Genomic DNA, 14052 nt, shown 5'->3' on the forward strand with positions numbered 1-14052 from the left:
TAACAAATATAAGATTTTAAGCCGAGTACTAAAAAGAAAGGGGATGGGGAAACCGGATAGTAAGGATAGGCATACTTATTGCGTGTAGTCTAAAGCTTAGTACCCAAAAAAATTTCATATTATTTTGATTTTTAAGGTTAAAATTGAAGAAGTAATTTAACTTTCAGTTACTTTTGTAATCCAAAACAGTGAAAGCATCTTATGAAGATTAAGGACGCGGAAATTATTTCGTTGATGCAGAATCCACGGACCCAGGAAAAAGGTGTCCGTGCCTTGATGGATGCTTATCAAAGCAGATTGTATTGGCACATTCGAAGAATTATCGTGGATGGAGATCTTGCTCAGGATACTTTGCAGGAAACATTTATTAAAGCTTATCAGAATTTTCATCAGTTCAAAAATGACAGTCAGTTGTACACCTGGCTTTACAGAATTGCTACCAACGAAGCATTACAACAAGTCAACAAAATGAATAAAATGAAAAAAACTGATGAAGACGCAGAGTATCATATGCAGAATCTTGTCGCCGACAATACCGAAGGAAGTGCCGAAGAAATACAAATCCTGTTACAGAACGCTATACAAAGTCTGCCAGAAAAGCAGAAACTGGTATTTATGATGCGGTATTATGATGATTTGCCTTACGAAGAAATATCCAAGATTGTAGATATGTCTGTAGGGACGTTAAAAACAAATTATCATTATGCCAAGCAGAAAATAGAAGAATTTATTAAAGAAAATTACGAAAGATAATTTTTGAAAAAACAGAAATGAAAGAGTTCGACATAGAAAAATTAGAACGTAAAAATATTTACAAAGTCCCTGATCATTTGTTTGAAAACATTCAGGAGAATGTTATGAATGATATAAAGACAAGCAAAAAAGCGCCTGTCTTTAAATTGAACTGGATGTACGCCGCCGCGGCATCAGTAACTTTAATTTTTGGAATGACTTATGTTTTAAATTCTGATAATGATTCCGCTGAAAAAGGGTTAACTTCAGATGCTGCCTATGCAGTTAATAAAGGAGAACCCAAAACAGAAAGTGAACTTGCTTATGAAACATTAAAATCTGATTTAACTTTTGCTGATAATAATAATCAAACAAGTGTAAATCAGGCGGATAATGTTAACTATGCTTTAAAAAACGAAAAAGAAAAAACAGAAACGTCACCAAAATCAGTGAAAGCCAAACCTAAAAAAGACGAAACCAAAATAAATGATTACCTGGATTCGTTTTCTAATTCTGAAATTGCAGAATTGGCTAGTAACTCGACACAAGACGTTTATTTGGACTTATATAATTAATAAAGATGAAAAAGATAATATTGACGTTTTTTATTATTTATGGTTTCGGCTTGAATGCTCAAAGGACGGATTATGACTGGAAAAAGATGGATCCAAAACAACGGAAAGAAGTCATTAACAATCTTTCTCCTGAAGAAAGGAAAGAACTGCTTAAGAAGTTCAGGAACAACATGATCATGGATAATCTGAATATTGACCAGGATGATAAAGCAGAATTTACCCAGCTTTATAATGAATACCTGGAAAGTCAGAAGCAGATAAAAGGACAGTTCGATCCTGGCTTTAATCCTGAAACATTATCAGATGAAGAAGCCAAAGTTAAACTTCAGCAAAGCTTTGAAATAGGGCAGAAGCTATTGGATAACAGAAAAAAATACGCAGATAAAATGCAGCAGGTAATTCCCTGTCAAAAAGTCTTAAAGCTGTTTCAGTCTGAAGGAATGATGAGAGATAAAATGAATGAAAGGAAACCTCACGGAAATAATAATCCAGGACCTAAACAGACCCCATAATAGTTTATTTTTTTAATGTTGGACGGCTCTTACAAATCTTTTTTTGTGAGAGCCGTTTAATTTATGTTTTAAAAAATTCTACTTTTACCGAAAACATCAATTATGAAAAAAACACTTTTCTTTTTATTGCTTTCAGTAGTGTTATACGGTCAGAAAAACCAGTTTATAGAACTTAGAAATAATATAAAAGATAGAAATCATGCCGCCCAATCTCTTACGTTGCTTGACAGAAGAGAAGATAAAACAATAGGTATAGTTTCACACAGGAAAGAGCCTTACGAGGTAAAATTTGAAAAAGAAGACCTGGAAAAATTATTTTCAGATTGGTTTTTAGAGAATAATAAAAAACTGGGAAAGACTGAATACTTCCTTGTACTGGAACATTTAAAAGTTAAAGATATGCCGGGCGAAAGATCAGTCGCAGGACATCTTGAAATGCAGGTGTCTACCTTTTTAAAAAGAAATAATAAATATTACTTTTTAAAAAAATTTAAAATTTCAAAAGATTATCCACAGAGAGATCATGCTTATATTACAAGGGCTATAGCAGCCAAAATATCTTCGGAATTAACCAATATTGTAAAAGATTCATATGCTGAAAGTGGTTTGAATATTCCTGTTTCCGAGGCCGATCTTGACAACTACGGAAAAATAATATCTGAGCAGTTACCTGTTTATAGCTCCCAGTCTTTTGCAGATGGAGTCTATAGAGATTATAAATCATTTGCAGAACAAAAACCTGATAAAGAACTTACGGTAAAGAAGAATAAAGAGGGCGTGATTAAAGGAGTGAAAAGAGTTGATGGTTATGATAATCTTAGTAAAGATGTTTTTGCAATCATCGATAACGGAATTGCTTATAAAAAAACACCCACAAGTATTATTGAGATAGAGAAAGATGATGAAGGCTATTTTATAACTGCATCCGAAGAGGAAATTTTTCCAAGGTCTAATGCTGCTATTTATGCAGGGGCTGGAGTTGGAGGTATTATTGGAGGTTTGGTCGTTGCTGTAATAGATATTACTGCCACAAAGATCCGCAAACAGAATGCAATGTATTATAGAGTAGGAATTGATATGCTTACAGGAGATTATATTTTCCCTGAAAACTTTGGTAAAACTAAATAACATATCGGAAAAGAAGAGACAATTTTGCTTCTCTTTTTACCATTATTTGTGTTTTAGTTAAAAGAAAAAATTAAGAATATAAAATTCTCTTGCATTTTCTTATCTTTGCAAATTACAAGATTCTTAAATGAAAAACATACGAAATTTTTGCATAATCGCTCATATCGACCATGGTAAAAGTACCTTGGCAGATCGTCTTTTAGAGTATACGAATACAGTTACTCAAAGAGAACTACAATCTCAGACGCTGGATGATATGGATTTGGAGAAAGAACGCGGGATTACGATTAAGTCTCACGCGATCCAGATGGATTATGAATATAAAGGAGAAAAATATATTTTAAACCTGATTGATACACCGGGACACGTAGACTTCTCTTATGAAGTTTCCCGTTCTATTGCTGCCTGTGAAGGAGCCCTTCTTATTGTGGATGCTGCCCAAAGTATTCAGGCACAAACAATCAGTAATTTATATTTAGCATTGGAAAATGACTTGGAGATTATTCCAATTCTTAATAAAATAGATCTTCCATCTGCAAACCCAGAAGAAGTTACCGACGAAATTATGGGACTTTTAGGGTGCAAATATGAAGATGTTCTTAGAGTTTCAGGGAAAACAGGAGAAGGAGTTCATGATTTGCTTGAGCAGATTGTGAATAGAATTCCTGCTCCGGTTGGAGATCCTAAAGCCCCATTACAGGCATTGATCTTTGACTCTGTTTACAACCCGTTCAGAGGAATTGAGGCTTATTTCAAAGTGGTGAACGGAAGTATTTCTAAAAACGAAAAAATTAAATTTTTTGCTACAGGAAAAGAATATGGTGCTGATGAAGTAGGAACTTTGAAACTAAAACAAGTTCCGAAAAAGACTATTGAATGTGGTGACGTAGGATATATTATTTCCGGAATTAAAGATGCACGAGAAGTTAAAGTAGGTGATACCATTACCTCTTTTGTGAATCCTGCAGAAGCTGCCATCGATGGTTTTGAGGAAGTAAAGCCAATGGTTTTTGCCGGCATTTATCCTATTGAATCTGAAGATTTTGAGGAACTAAGATTCTCATTGGAAAAATTAAGATTAAATGATGCCTCTTTGGTTTTTGAACCTGAAAGTTCTGCAGCACTTGGTTTTGGTTTCCGTTGCGGATTCTTAGGAATGCTTCACATGGAAATTGTACAGGAACGTCTTGACAGAGAATTTGATATGAACGTTATTACTACGGTACCCAATGTTTCATACCATGGATATTCTAAAAGAGAACCTGAAACCGCAATTTTAATCAACAATCCGTCTGAAATGATTGATCCCAATCTTTTGGATAGAGTTGAAGAGCCTTATATAAAAGCTTCCATTATTACTAAATCCGATTTCGTAGGTGCGGTTATGACGCTTTGTATTGAAAAAAGAGGAGAGATTGTTAACCAAAGTTATTTAACGGCAGACAGGGTAGAATTAACATTCAATATGCCTTTGGCTGAAGTTGTTTTCGACTTCTATGACCGTCTTAAATCTATTTCCAAAGGATATGCTTCATTTGATTATTCACCAATAGGAATGCGTTCTTCCAAACTGGTTAAAATGGATATTCTGATCAATGGAGATATGGTAGATGCCCTTTCTTCACTGATTCATGAGAGTAATGCCTATTATATTGGTAAAAAGATGTGTGAAAAACTTCGTGAACTGATCCCTAGACAGCAGTTTGATATTGCAGTTCAGGCAGCATTGGGAGCGAAAGTTATTGCCAGAGAAACAATCAAGGCATTAAGAAAAGACGTTACCGCGAAATGTTATGGAGGAGATATTTCCAGAAAGAGAAAGCTTTTGGAAAAACAGAAGGAAGGTAAGAAAAAAATGAAACAGATTGGAAGGGTAGAAGTACCACAGTCTGCATTCATGGCTGTATTAAAGCTTAATGACTAAAAATATAAACCGCTTCGTTCGAAGCGGTTTTTTATTGCCTTTGATTTTAGCGCTTTAGAAAGCTACAGGATTTTTTTTGTATTTTTATAAAAACATATTGTTGAATGAAATCAGAAGAAATAAAAAACTTATTCTATAAATTTGAAGAAGCCTCCTCTGAACTAGAGGGAATAGAATGCTGGAGTGCAAGGGATTACAAATTTTGTTAGGATATAGTAAATGGGAAAACTTTGAAAAAGTAATTATAAAAGCAAAAGATGCTTGCAAAAATGTTGGGGAGCTAATCGAGTATCATTTTCCTGATATCAGGAAAACGATACAGATGCCGAAAGGAGCTGAAAAAGAGATAGATGATATTCTATTAACAAGGTACGGATGTTATTTAATCGCACAGAATGGGGATAGTAGAAAACAAGAGATTTCTTTTGCACAAAATTATTTTGCAGTTCAAACAAGAAGAGCAGAATTAGTAGAGCAAAGATTATTGGAGTATGAAAGAATCAAAGCCCGTGAAAAATTAAGTCAAACCGAAAAACAACTTTCAGGAGTTTTATATGAGAGAGGAGTTGATAGCCAGGGATTTGCTATTATAAGAAGTAAAGGAGATCAAGCGCTTTTCCGGTTAAACACCCAAATGCTAAAGAAAAAAATGGGTATTCCTGAAAATAGGCCAGTTGCTGATTTTTTACCTACTATTAGTATTAAAGCTAAAGATTTAGCTGCAGAAATGACAGGATTGAATGTTCAAAGTAAAGATCTAAAAGGACAATCAAAAATTGAAGAAGAACATATAGATAATAATGTTGCTGTTAGGAATATGCTTACTAACAGAGAAATAATTCCTGAAAATTTACCTTCTGCGGAGGATGTCAGAAAATTGCAGAGAAAATTAGACGGAGATGAAAAGAAAGTTTTGAAACAAACTAAAAAGCCTTTTAAGAAATAAAACAAAATCTGCTTCAAACGAAGCAGATTTTGTTTTATTTCTTGCGGGTGAATTTTATTTCCATTGTTTTCATTTCCTTTCCTGTTTTAGGATTGGGACCGTACATTTCCAGTGTATGGTTATTATCATCGGTAAAGGTATAGACTTCTCTTACCTCACATTCTTTTCCGGGCTGGCTGGGATCCGTCATTTTACCTTTAAAATCAATGGATCTCTTGGTAGGATTCCAATCTCCCTCGGCATGCATTAATCCTGTTCCCATATTGTCAATCCAGGTGCTTACAAATTTTTTCCTGGCATTATCATATCCCATAATGCTCATCCCTTCAAAAGGCATTCCCATAAAATTTCCTTTATAATTGCTTACCTGATAACGTCCCTCAAAGATCATTTTATTAGTGCATTCAGAAGTGCTGGTGGCTGCTTTTCCGCTTTCATCCATCCACATGCTGGTAGCACCGGTCCAGTTTCCATCAAATTTTGCCAGCATTTTATGCATTTCTCCCGGAGTAGCAAATTCCATCCACGCTTTGGTTGCTGTAGCAGAATCTACAGGTTTCCATTCGGATTTTTCGGCGGTGGAATCCGTTTTGTCAGCATTGCCGGCTGCTGTTGTTTTTCCTTTCTCGCAGGCTGTCATTAAAAAAGCCATAGAAAGAACTGTTAGTAAATTTTTCATAAATATTTAATTTTAAGTTGGTTATAGTAATAACTTAAAGATAGTAACTTTTATTATATGTAATTTTTTTATTGTTATGATAAATTGTAACTTTGTGTATTCGTAACGCAAATTAATTTATGGAGTCTCCAAAAAAATTACAGGATATAAAAGTGGCTGTAGATGCTGTTATCTTTGGCTATTTTGATAAAAAAGACCTTCAGATTCTTTTAATCAAAAGAAATATAGAACCTTTTAAAGGCGGATGGGCACTTCCGGGAGGCCTTGTATTGGATGATGAGAACCTGGATGATGCGGTAAAGAGAGAACTGCACGAAGAAGCAGGTATAAAGCCCGATTTTTTGGAACAACTCTATACATTTGGTAATGTTGGCCGTGATCCGAGAAACAGAGTGGTTTCTGTGGCTTATTTGGGGCTTGTGAACCCTTCTTATTATGAACTGTTTGCAGACTCTGATGCAGATGATGCACAATGGTTCAGTGTCAATGCACTTCCAACTGTAGCCTTCGATCACAAAAATATTATTGATATTGCCTTAAAAAGGCTTCGTACCAAAATCCAGTATCAGCCAATCGGCTTTAATCTTCTCAATGAAGAATTTCCTTTCTCAGACCTTGAAAACCTTTATAAAACCATTGTGGGACAGGAAATAGACCGCCGAAATTTTCGTAAAAAAATTATGAGCTATGGTTTGCTTAATGAAACCAATAACGTTAAAAAAGAAGGAAGCGGAAGACCTGGAAAGCTCTTTACCTTCAATCAGGAAAAATACAAAGAACTGGAGGAGCAGGGATTTTATTTTGAAATCAAATAGTTTTTTAACCACAAATCAGACAATATTTTACACTAATAATCACAAATGCACTTACTCAATGTGTTATTAAAACTACACTAAAATCTATTGTATAAGCAAAGATATTCAGAAGATATTCAATTGAAACGGGCTTTAGCCCGTTTTTTTATATACCAGCATTCCATCGGCTTTAGCCTAGACCCAACAGACACCTGTCGTTTGCGTAAAATATTTGTGGCAGTAGTGTTTATTAATTAAAATTTTATCGTTGATAATCAGTATTTTATATTTATTAGTGTAAAAACAACACAAATAAATTTGGTATATAAATTGGAATTCACTTACATTTGTGTAATAATAACGCAATCATGAAATGCACTATACAAATTATTAAAGACAGATTTCAGAAAAAAGAAAGGATAAAGTTTTTGTTTTTCTGGGGACATACGGTTAAAGATGAGGTCACCAAGTCATGCTTTAGCCAATGGTTTGCAGGAAAGTTTGAAGAAAACGGTATTGTTTATAAAACAGCAGAACATTATATGATGGCTGGTAAAGCAAGGTTATTCAATGATCCCGAAACTTTAGAAAAAATAGTGCAGGCATCCACGCCCAACCAGGTTAAAAGCCTGGGAAGAAAAGTAAAGAATTTTGATCCGAAACGTTGGGATGAACATAAATACGAGATTGTAAAACAGGGAAATCTTTTAAAATTTTCACAGAACAAGAAATATAAAGACTTTCTTTTATCAACCAACGATAAGATTCTTGTAGAAGCCAGCCCTTATGATACCATTTGGGGAATCGGGATGCTGGAAACAGACTCAAGAGCAGAAAATCCTTTATTATGGAAAGGAGAAAACCTTTTAGGTTTTGTCTTGATGGAAGTACGGGATGAATTAAGAGGGTAAAAACACAATAACCAGTCACAAAATACTAACTATGGAAAAAACAGACCTACATCCACAGATATTTTTAATTGAAGACTTTCTTACGGAAGCCGAATGTGACCAATACATCGCTTTATCACAAGGAAAAGATTTTGAAGAAGCCAAAATCAATGTCGGTGGACGCCAACTGATGAGCAAAGGGATCAGAAACAATGACAGGCTGATGATTTTTGATAATAATCTGGCAGAGGATCTTTTTAAAAAAGCAGCTGAATTTCTTCCACAGGAACATGAAAACTACAAACTTCTGAATTTTAATGAGATGTTCAGGGTTTATAAGTATTCTCCAGGCCAGCAATTTAAAATGCACCGTGACGGAAGTTATATCAGAAATGAAAAAGAGAAAAGTTTCTATACCTTTTTAATCTATCTGAACGATGATTTTGAAGGGGGAGAAACAGAATTTGAAAACCTTTTCACGGTAGCTCCTAAAAAAGGGACTGCCTTAATCTTTTACCATCCCTTAAGACACGAAGGAAGAACACTGATAAGCGGATTAAAATATGTTTTAAGAACTGATATAATGTATTCCTGTTAAAATGAATGCAGGAATGAAGCATAACTATGCTCTTTTTAATTAGCGTAATAACAACACAAAAGAATGATTATGGAAGATGAGCTAAAACCAAGATTTATCGAATCATTACAAAGAAACAATGATCAGATCAGAGAAGACCGTGCGCGAACGATCGGAGAAGATTCAGAATTGATCTACAGGCGCAAGGTAGAGGATATCGAGTTAAAAATAAAGAGACTCGAGCGTGAACAGGAAGGACTTATTGATATCAGCCCTTTAGACAGGAACAGTTTAACTTTTGCAGATTTCAACACCGAAGACTTTGTTCAGAAAGACATAGAATTATCATTAACAATCAGAAATTTAAATATCCAGCTCGAAGTAAGTGAAAAGAGATTTGAATATTTATTCGGAAAAACATTTTAATTATGGGAAGTACAAGATACGATATAGATGCTCGTTACGATAGAGCCAGTAAGGCAGGATACGGAATAAAATCCGCAAGTGAGATTTTCACTCAGAATACAAAAAGACAGGCTCACCCATCTATGAATCCTCAAGGTGTTTCTTTTAGGGAATCCAGAGATTCTGAGATTCATCCTAACTCGGTCCCGATTATTTTAGGATTAGATGTTACAGGAAGTATGGGACATATTCCTCATGAGCTAATCAAAGAAGGATTGCCCAAGCTGATGGGAGGCATTATCCAGGGAGGAGTGCCGGATCCGGCCTTACTGTTCTTAGGAATCGGAGATCACGAATGCGACAGCTACCCGTTACAGGTGGGGCAGTTTGAGTCCGGGGATGAAGAATTGGATATGTGGCTTACCCGTACTTATATTGAATCCGGAGGTGGCGGAAATGGAGGAGAAAGCTATCTTTTAGCATGGTATTTTGCAGCATTTCACACCAGAACAGATGCCTTTGAAAAAAGAAAGCAAAAAGGGCTGTTGTTTACCGTAGGAGATGAACCCTGTTTAAAGGTACTTCCGGCATCAGCCATCAGAGAAATTATGGGTTCAGGACAACAAACCTATACTCATGATGAACTGTTGGAGGAAGCTAAAAAACGATACGAAGTATACCACATCAGTGTTTTACATTCCGATCAGGCCATAAGAGCAGACAGAGGCTGGAAGGAGTTATTAGGCAAAAACTGTATATCCATAGAAGATCACAGAGATATTCCTGACGTAATTAAAAAAATTATCTGCGACCAATGTAAAAACAAAACTTTTGGAACAGAAGGGCAGGAAGGGTTAGATCATATTCAAATGCTTTAAGGGAGGAAACTTACATTTTCAGATAGGCATAGAGGACAATGGTAAATGCTCTAGAACAATAAAAAAATCTACATATGAAAAAGGCACAAATAGTGATAGGATTAGGGTTTGGTGATGAAGGAAAGGGAATAACAACAGATTTTCTGGCTTGCCAAAGCCCGGATTCAGTGGTGATCCGGTTTTCAGGAGGACAACAGGCCGCTCATACAGTGATGATTGATGACAGGAAACATGTTCATTCCAGTTTTGCAAGCGGAGCACTTCGGGGATTACCTTCTTATTTTACGGAACATTGCACGATTCATCCTCTATTTTTATTCAATGAAAGGGAAGAGTTAAAAGCAAAAAACGGAAATACAGAGCTTCATATTCATCCATTGGCAAAAGTAACGACTCCTTTTGATGTCTGGAAAAACAGAACCAATATAAAGAATCTGGAGCACGGAACCTGCGGAAAAGGAGTAGGAGCTACCATGAAAAGGAATGAAAGCCCTTATAAACTATTTGCCATTGACCTGATTGCCCCCAAAGAAATGCTGATAGAAAAGCTGAAAGGTATTGCTTATTATTATGGTCTTATGGATGAGGATCAAATGGATGAACAGATGAAACCTTTTTTAGAAGCTATTGAGCAAATCAATTGGAAAATAGATGATTATAGCTATCTGAATTCATTTAAGAATCTCATTTTTGAAGGTAGCCAGGGTGTTTTATTAGATATGGATCATGGTGTTTTTCCGAACGTAACCTATGCTTACACCACCTCAAAAAATGCATATGAAATCTGCAAACTATTGAAAATAGAAAATATAGAAATGTATTATGTGACCAGAAGCTATGCAACAAGACATGGAAATGGCTGGATGAGTAATGAAAAGGAGATGATCCTGAGAAATAATGAAGAGGAAACCTGTACCTTTAATGAGTATCAGAAAGGGCTTCGATTTGGCGGGTTAGATTATGACCTTTTAAACTATGCTTTGAAATTAGACGGAGCCCATGTGGAAGCAACAAAAAAGAATCTTGTAGTAACCTGTCTGGATCAGATAGATGAAAAGTTTAAACCTGAAAATCTGAATATTGATTTTGACACTGTGTATGGTTCCTATTCCCCATATTCACAGGATTTCAAAAAGTTTTCTGACGCTTAAAGAAAGAATCAGCAGATAATAGAGACATTAATTTTATTTTTAGGAAAGGAACAGGCAACATAAAAAGATACACATGAAAACAATACAATATATAAAAGGAGATGCAACTGTTCCCAATACTGAAGGAAATAAAATAATTGCCCATATATGTAATGATATAGGAGGCTGGGGAAAAGGTTTTGTCACAGCTGTATCAAAAAGATGGAAACATCCGGAAAAAGAATACAGAGAATGGTTTAGAAGCAAAGAAAATTTTACCTTGGGAGAAATTCAGATGGTTCGGACGGAAGAAGATGTCTGGGTTTGCAATATGATTGCTCAGCATAAGATTATTACGCATTCAGAGGTTCCACCTATCAGATATATGGCAGCAGAGGAATGTCTATTGAAGCTTACCCATGAAGCTTTGCAAAGAAATGCTTCAGTACATATGCCGAGAATTGGATGTGGTTTGGCTGGCGGAAAATGGGAACAGATAGAACCTATCATCGAAAGAACCTTACTGAATAAGAATGTTGAAGTGTATGTCTATGATTTTGATTAATTAATGATGAAAGAATTTGAAATAAGAGCAGATTATACCCGTGATACTATTGTTGTATATCAGGCTTATAATAAAGCCATTGCAAAAGCAGCAGTAGAACATCAGAAGTTTAGCGCTCCTTTTTCATTCAGCAGGATGACATGGATTAAGCCTTCTTTTCTCTGGATGATGGAACGCAGCAATTATGGACAGAAATCCAATCAGGAATGTACTCTGGCAATACATATCAAAAGAGAATCCTGGGAAAAAGCTTTGCGTATGGCTGTTTTAACCTCTCCTGAAAAGAGAGTCTATCCCAATCCTGAAAATTGGGAAAAAGAGTTTAGCAACGCCGAAGTGTATGTACAGTGGGATCCGGAAAGGAATATTAAAGGAAACAAATTAGGCTATCGTTCAATACAGGTAGGTATTAGCCGCCATTTGATAGAAGAATTTAATGAAGATTGGATTGTAAAAATAGAAGATTACACGCCGTTGGTAAAAAAGATATTGGAGTTTACAAAAGCAGGAGAATATGATAAGGCTAAAAAGATATTGCCGGTAGAAAAAACGTATCCTGTATCTGCTGAGCTTGCACATACAATAGGATCAATGATGTAAAAAAAGAAATAGTGAAAACAACAAGCCTTTACAGACCGGTGGGAGAAAAAGAAATGATTCTCATTATGGAAACCGGATATAAAAAATTCCCTCCAAGATTGGAATGGCAGCCCATTTTCTATCCAGTTCTTGATGAAAGCTACGCTTCAGAAATTGCTGAAAAATGGAACACAAGAGATGAATTTGGTAATTATCTTGGCTTTGTAACCCAATTTTACGTATCAGAAGAGGTAGCAAAGCAATATCCTGCACAAAATGTAGGCGCAAAAAATCATAATGAACTTTGGGTTCCTTCTGAAGGGCTGGAAGAATTTAACCAGGCAATTATTGGGAAAATTGAAGTAATAAAAGTGTTTGTGGGGAATGATTTTAAAGGATCTGTAAATATTGAAATAAACAGCTTGGTAAATGTCTTAAAATAATCATCAGGAGTTCATTAATCAGAAAATGTCTCCAGGGGAAATATAAAAATAAATTTAAAAGAGTGGCTTTTGCAGTGCTGACAAGAAAGAAGAGATGCTGAAGCCATTTGAAGAAATACAATGAAACTTACATTAAAAAAATATAAAGAACAGCTACCAGATTGGCCTCAAAAAGGACATCACATCATGGCACAATATGATGATGAGAAAATTGTAGTCTATCAGTCCTATAAAAGAGCAATAGGAGAATTTGCGGTTAAAAATCAATATTTTGGTGGTGGATTCAGTTTGGAAAGAATGACTTGGATAAAACCTAATTTCCTTTGGATGATGTATCGTAATGGCTGGGGAACAAAAGAAGGACAGGAATGTGTATTAGCCATACATCTAAAGTTAGATGCATTCAAAAAATACCTTGAAAATTCTATTGTTTCTAGCTACAATGATGATCTTGGAATATCCAGAGAAGTGTGGCAGAAACAGGTAAAAGAATCATCTGTAAGACTTCAGTGGGATCCGGATCATGATCCTTTTGGAAACAAACTGGAAAGAAGAGCTATACAAATTGGTTTAAGAAATGAACATATCCATTCTTTTGCAAAAGAAGATATTATTTTAATTGAAAATATCTCTGATTTTGTTCAGGAACAGTATCAGTTTGTCCTGAATGATGATGTAGATCAGCTTGTCATTCCTGAAGAAAAACCATTATTATTTGATGATGAGGTTCTAAACAGGAAGCTTAATTTAAAGTAATGATTACACCTACTTTGAAAAAACTTTTTTATGAAAATTGAAGTTATAAGAGAAGACATCACAAAAATTAATGCCGATGTCATTGTCAATGCAGCTAATTCTTCTTTATTGGGAGGTGGAGGCGTAGATGGAGCCATTCATCGTGCTGGAGGACCACAAATTCTGGAAGAATGCAGAGCGATAAGAAACAGGCAGGGCAAATGTAATACTGGAGAAGCGGTGGTAACTACTGCAGGAAATCTTCCTGCAAAATATGTTATTCACACTGTAGGCCCGGTTTGGAATGATGATGCAGAGAAATGCTCAAAACTGCTATCGAATTGCTATATCAATTCTTTACAGCTGGCAGAAAACCTTGGAGTGAAAACAATAGCTTTTCCTAATATCAGCACGGGAATTTATAGGTTTCCCAAAGAATTGGCGGGAGAAATTGCTGTACATGAGGCTAGAAAATTTCAGTCAGAGACCATAGAAAAAATTATTTTTGTCTGTTTTGATGACGAAAATGAGATGATTTACAAAAAGCTATTAGACTAAAA

Annotated in this window: 17 protein-coding genes and 1 pseudogene; 17 read left to right on the forward strand and 1 reads right to left on the reverse strand. The window is 35.4% G+C overall.

Features of this window, described 5'->3' with window-relative positions:
• The first annotated feature begins 201 nt into the window (after positions 1-201).
• The 6 genes and pseudogenes from MP477_RS05360 (at position 202) to dinD (ending at position 5817) form a co-directional block, all read left to right on the forward strand.
• On the forward strand, positions 202-753 hold the full coding sequence (locus tag MP477_RS05360; RefSeq protein WP_047489920.1) for an RNA polymerase sigma factor: 552 nt from the start codon (positions 202-204) through the stop codon (positions 751-753).
• Between the two features lie 17 nt (positions 754-770).
• Positions 771-1307: a hypothetical protein gene (locus MP477_RS05365; protein ID WP_257189480.1), complete on the forward strand. Its 537-nt coding sequence runs from the start codon at positions 771-773 to the stop codon at positions 1305-1307.
• Between the two features lie 5 nt (positions 1308-1312).
• On the forward strand, positions 1313-1819 hold the full coding sequence (locus MP477_RS05370) for a hypothetical protein (RefSeq protein WP_230033097.1): 507 nt from the start codon (positions 1313-1315) through the stop codon (positions 1817-1819).
• 102 nt (positions 1820-1921) lie between these two features.
• On the forward strand, positions 1922-2947 hold the full coding sequence (locus MP477_RS05375; protein ID WP_257189485.1) for a hypothetical protein: 1026 nt from the start codon (positions 1922-1924) through the stop codon (positions 2945-2947).
• A 127-nt stretch (positions 2948-3074) separates the two neighbouring features.
• Positions 3075-4871 (forward strand): translation elongation factor 4, encoded by a 1797-nt coding sequence (gene lepA, locus MP477_RS05380; protein WP_047489911.1) that lies wholly within the window; start codon positions 3075-3077, stop codon positions 4869-4871.
• A gap of 104 nt (positions 4872-4975) precedes the next feature.
• Positions 4976-5817 (forward strand): annotated as a pseudogene (dinD, locus tag MP477_RS05385) (DNA damage-inducible protein D).
• 34 nt (positions 5818-5851) lie between these two features.
• On the opposite strand, the gene MP477_RS05390 reads toward dinD, so the two are convergent.
• Positions 5852-6496 carry a DUF1579 domain-containing protein gene (locus MP477_RS05390; RefSeq protein WP_257189490.1) on the reverse strand — a complete coding sequence of 215 codons (645 nt, stop codon included), beginning with the start codon at positions 6494-6496 and terminating at the stop codon, positions 5852-5854.
• Positions 6497-6615: 119 nt separating this feature from the next.
• Here MP477_RS05390 and MP477_RS05395 point away from each other — a divergent pair, with 119 nt between their 5' ends.
• The 11 genes from MP477_RS05395 (at position 6616) to MP477_RS05445 (ending at position 14050) form a co-directional block, all read left to right on the forward strand.
• Positions 6616-7311: an NUDIX hydrolase gene (locus MP477_RS05395; RefSeq protein ID WP_257189491.1), complete on the forward strand. Its 696-nt coding sequence runs from the start codon at positions 6616-6618 to the stop codon at positions 7309-7311.
• A 347-nt stretch (positions 7312-7658) separates the two neighbouring features.
• Positions 7659-8201: an NADAR family protein gene (locus MP477_RS05400; protein ID WP_257189492.1), complete on the forward strand. Its 543-nt coding sequence runs from the start codon at positions 7659-7661 to the stop codon at positions 8199-8201.
• 31 nt (positions 8202-8232) lie between these two features.
• A complete protein-coding gene (locus MP477_RS05405; protein WP_230033085.1) occupies positions 8233-8778 on the forward strand; it encodes a 2OG-Fe(II) oxygenase in 546 nt (181 codons plus the stop codon).
• Between the two features lie 69 nt (positions 8779-8847).
• On the forward strand, positions 8848-9183 hold the full coding sequence (locus MP477_RS05410) for a hypothetical protein (RefSeq protein ID WP_257189497.1): 336 nt from the start codon (positions 8848-8850) through the stop codon (positions 9181-9183).
• 2 nt (positions 9184-9185) lie between these two features.
• Positions 9186-10040 carry a hypothetical protein gene (locus MP477_RS05415; RefSeq protein ID WP_257189498.1) on the forward strand — a complete coding sequence of 285 codons (855 nt, stop codon included), beginning with the start codon at positions 9186-9188 and terminating at the stop codon, positions 10038-10040.
• Positions 10041-10114: 74 nt separating this feature from the next.
• Complete coding sequence (locus MP477_RS05420) at positions 10115-11191, forward strand: adenylosuccinate synthetase (protein ID WP_257189499.1); 1077 nt, start codon at positions 10115-10117, stop codon at positions 11189-11191.
• Positions 11192-11264: 73 nt separating this feature from the next.
• A complete protein-coding gene (locus MP477_RS05425) occupies positions 11265-11735 on the forward strand; it encodes a macro domain-containing protein (protein WP_257189502.1) in 471 nt (156 codons plus the stop codon).
• A gap of 3 nt (positions 11736-11738) precedes the next feature.
• Entirely contained in the window at positions 11739-12335 is a 597-nt protein-coding gene (locus tag MP477_RS05430; protein WP_257189503.1) for a DUF4291 domain-containing protein, read from the forward strand.
• A gap of 11 nt (positions 12336-12346) precedes the next feature.
• A complete protein-coding gene (locus tag MP477_RS05435; RefSeq protein ID WP_257189504.1) occupies positions 12347-12757 on the forward strand; it encodes an ADP-ribosylation/crystallin J1 in 411 nt (136 codons plus the stop codon).
• 120 nt (positions 12758-12877) lie between these two features.
• Positions 12878-13513: a DUF4291 domain-containing protein gene (locus MP477_RS05440; protein WP_257189505.1), complete on the forward strand. Its 636-nt coding sequence runs from the start codon at positions 12878-12880 to the stop codon at positions 13511-13513.
• Positions 13514-13543: 30 nt separating this feature from the next.
• The gene (locus MP477_RS05445) at positions 13544-14050 is read left to right on the forward strand and encodes an O-acetyl-ADP-ribose deacetylase (protein WP_257189506.1); all 507 of its coding nucleotides are present in this window, start codon (positions 13544-13546) and stop codon (positions 14048-14050) included.
• Positions 14051-14052 lie beyond the last annotated feature (2 nt).

Source organism: Chryseobacterium sp. WG23 (genome assembly GCF_024586575.1).
Classification (GTDB): domain Bacteria; phylum Bacteroidota; class Bacteroidia; order Flavobacteriales; family Weeksellaceae; genus Chryseobacterium.

What these genes read in the sequence shown, in the direction of transcription:
- MP477_RS05440 (WP_257189505.1), top strand. Translation starts at nt 12,878, where the DNA reads ATGAAACTTACATTAAAAAAATATAAAGAACAGCTACCAGATTGGCCT.
- MP477_RS05390 (WP_257189490.1), bottom strand. Translation starts at nt 6,496, where the DNA reads ATGAAAAATTTACTAACAGTTCTTTCTATGGCTTTTTTAATGACAGCC.
- MP477_RS05420 (WP_257189499.1), top strand. Translation starts at nt 10,115, where the DNA reads ATGAAAAAGGCACAAATAGTGATAGGATTAGGGTTTGGTGATGAAGGA.
- MP477_RS05400 (WP_257189492.1), top strand. Translation starts at nt 7,659, where the DNA reads ATGAAATGCACTATACAAATTATTAAAGACAGATTTCAGAAAAAAGAA.
- MP477_RS05410 (WP_257189497.1), top strand. Translation starts at nt 8,848, where the DNA reads ATGGAAGATGAGCTAAAACCAAGATTTATCGAATCATTACAAAGAAAC.
- MP477_RS05430 (WP_257189503.1), top strand. Translation starts at nt 11,739, where the DNA reads ATGATGAAAGAATTTGAAATAAGAGCAGATTATACCCGTGATACTATT.
- MP477_RS05360 (WP_047489920.1), top strand. Translation starts at nt 202, where the DNA reads ATGAAGATTAAGGACGCGGAAATTATTTCGTTGATGCAGAATCCACGG.
- lepA (WP_047489911.1), top strand. Translation starts at nt 3,075, where the DNA reads ATGAAAAACATACGAAATTTTTGCATAATCGCTCATATCGACCATGGT.
- MP477_RS05370 (WP_230033097.1), top strand. Translation starts at nt 1,313, where the DNA reads ATGAAAAAGATAATATTGACGTTTTTTATTATTTATGGTTTCGGCTTG.
- MP477_RS05445 (WP_257189506.1), top strand. Translation starts at nt 13,544, where the DNA reads ATGAAAATTGAAGTTATAAGAGAAGACATCACAAAAATTAATGCCGAT.
- MP477_RS05405 (WP_230033085.1), top strand. Translation starts at nt 8,233, where the DNA reads ATGGAAAAAACAGACCTACATCCACAGATATTTTTAATTGAAGACTTT.
- MP477_RS05395 (WP_257189491.1), top strand. Translation starts at nt 6,616, where the DNA reads ATGGAGTCTCCAAAAAAATTACAGGATATAAAAGTGGCTGTAGATGCT.
- MP477_RS05425 (WP_257189502.1), top strand. Translation starts at nt 11,265, where the DNA reads ATGAAAACAATACAATATATAAAAGGAGATGCAACTGTTCCCAATACT.
- MP477_RS05365 (WP_257189480.1), top strand. Translation starts at nt 771, where the DNA reads ATGAAAGAGTTCGACATAGAAAAATTAGAACGTAAAAATATTTACAAA.
- MP477_RS05375 (WP_257189485.1), top strand. Translation starts at nt 1,922, where the DNA reads ATGAAAAAAACACTTTTCTTTTTATTGCTTTCAGTAGTGTTATACGGT.
- MP477_RS05415 (WP_257189498.1), top strand. Translation starts at nt 9,186, where the DNA reads ATGGGAAGTACAAGATACGATATAGATGCTCGTTACGATAGAGCCAGT.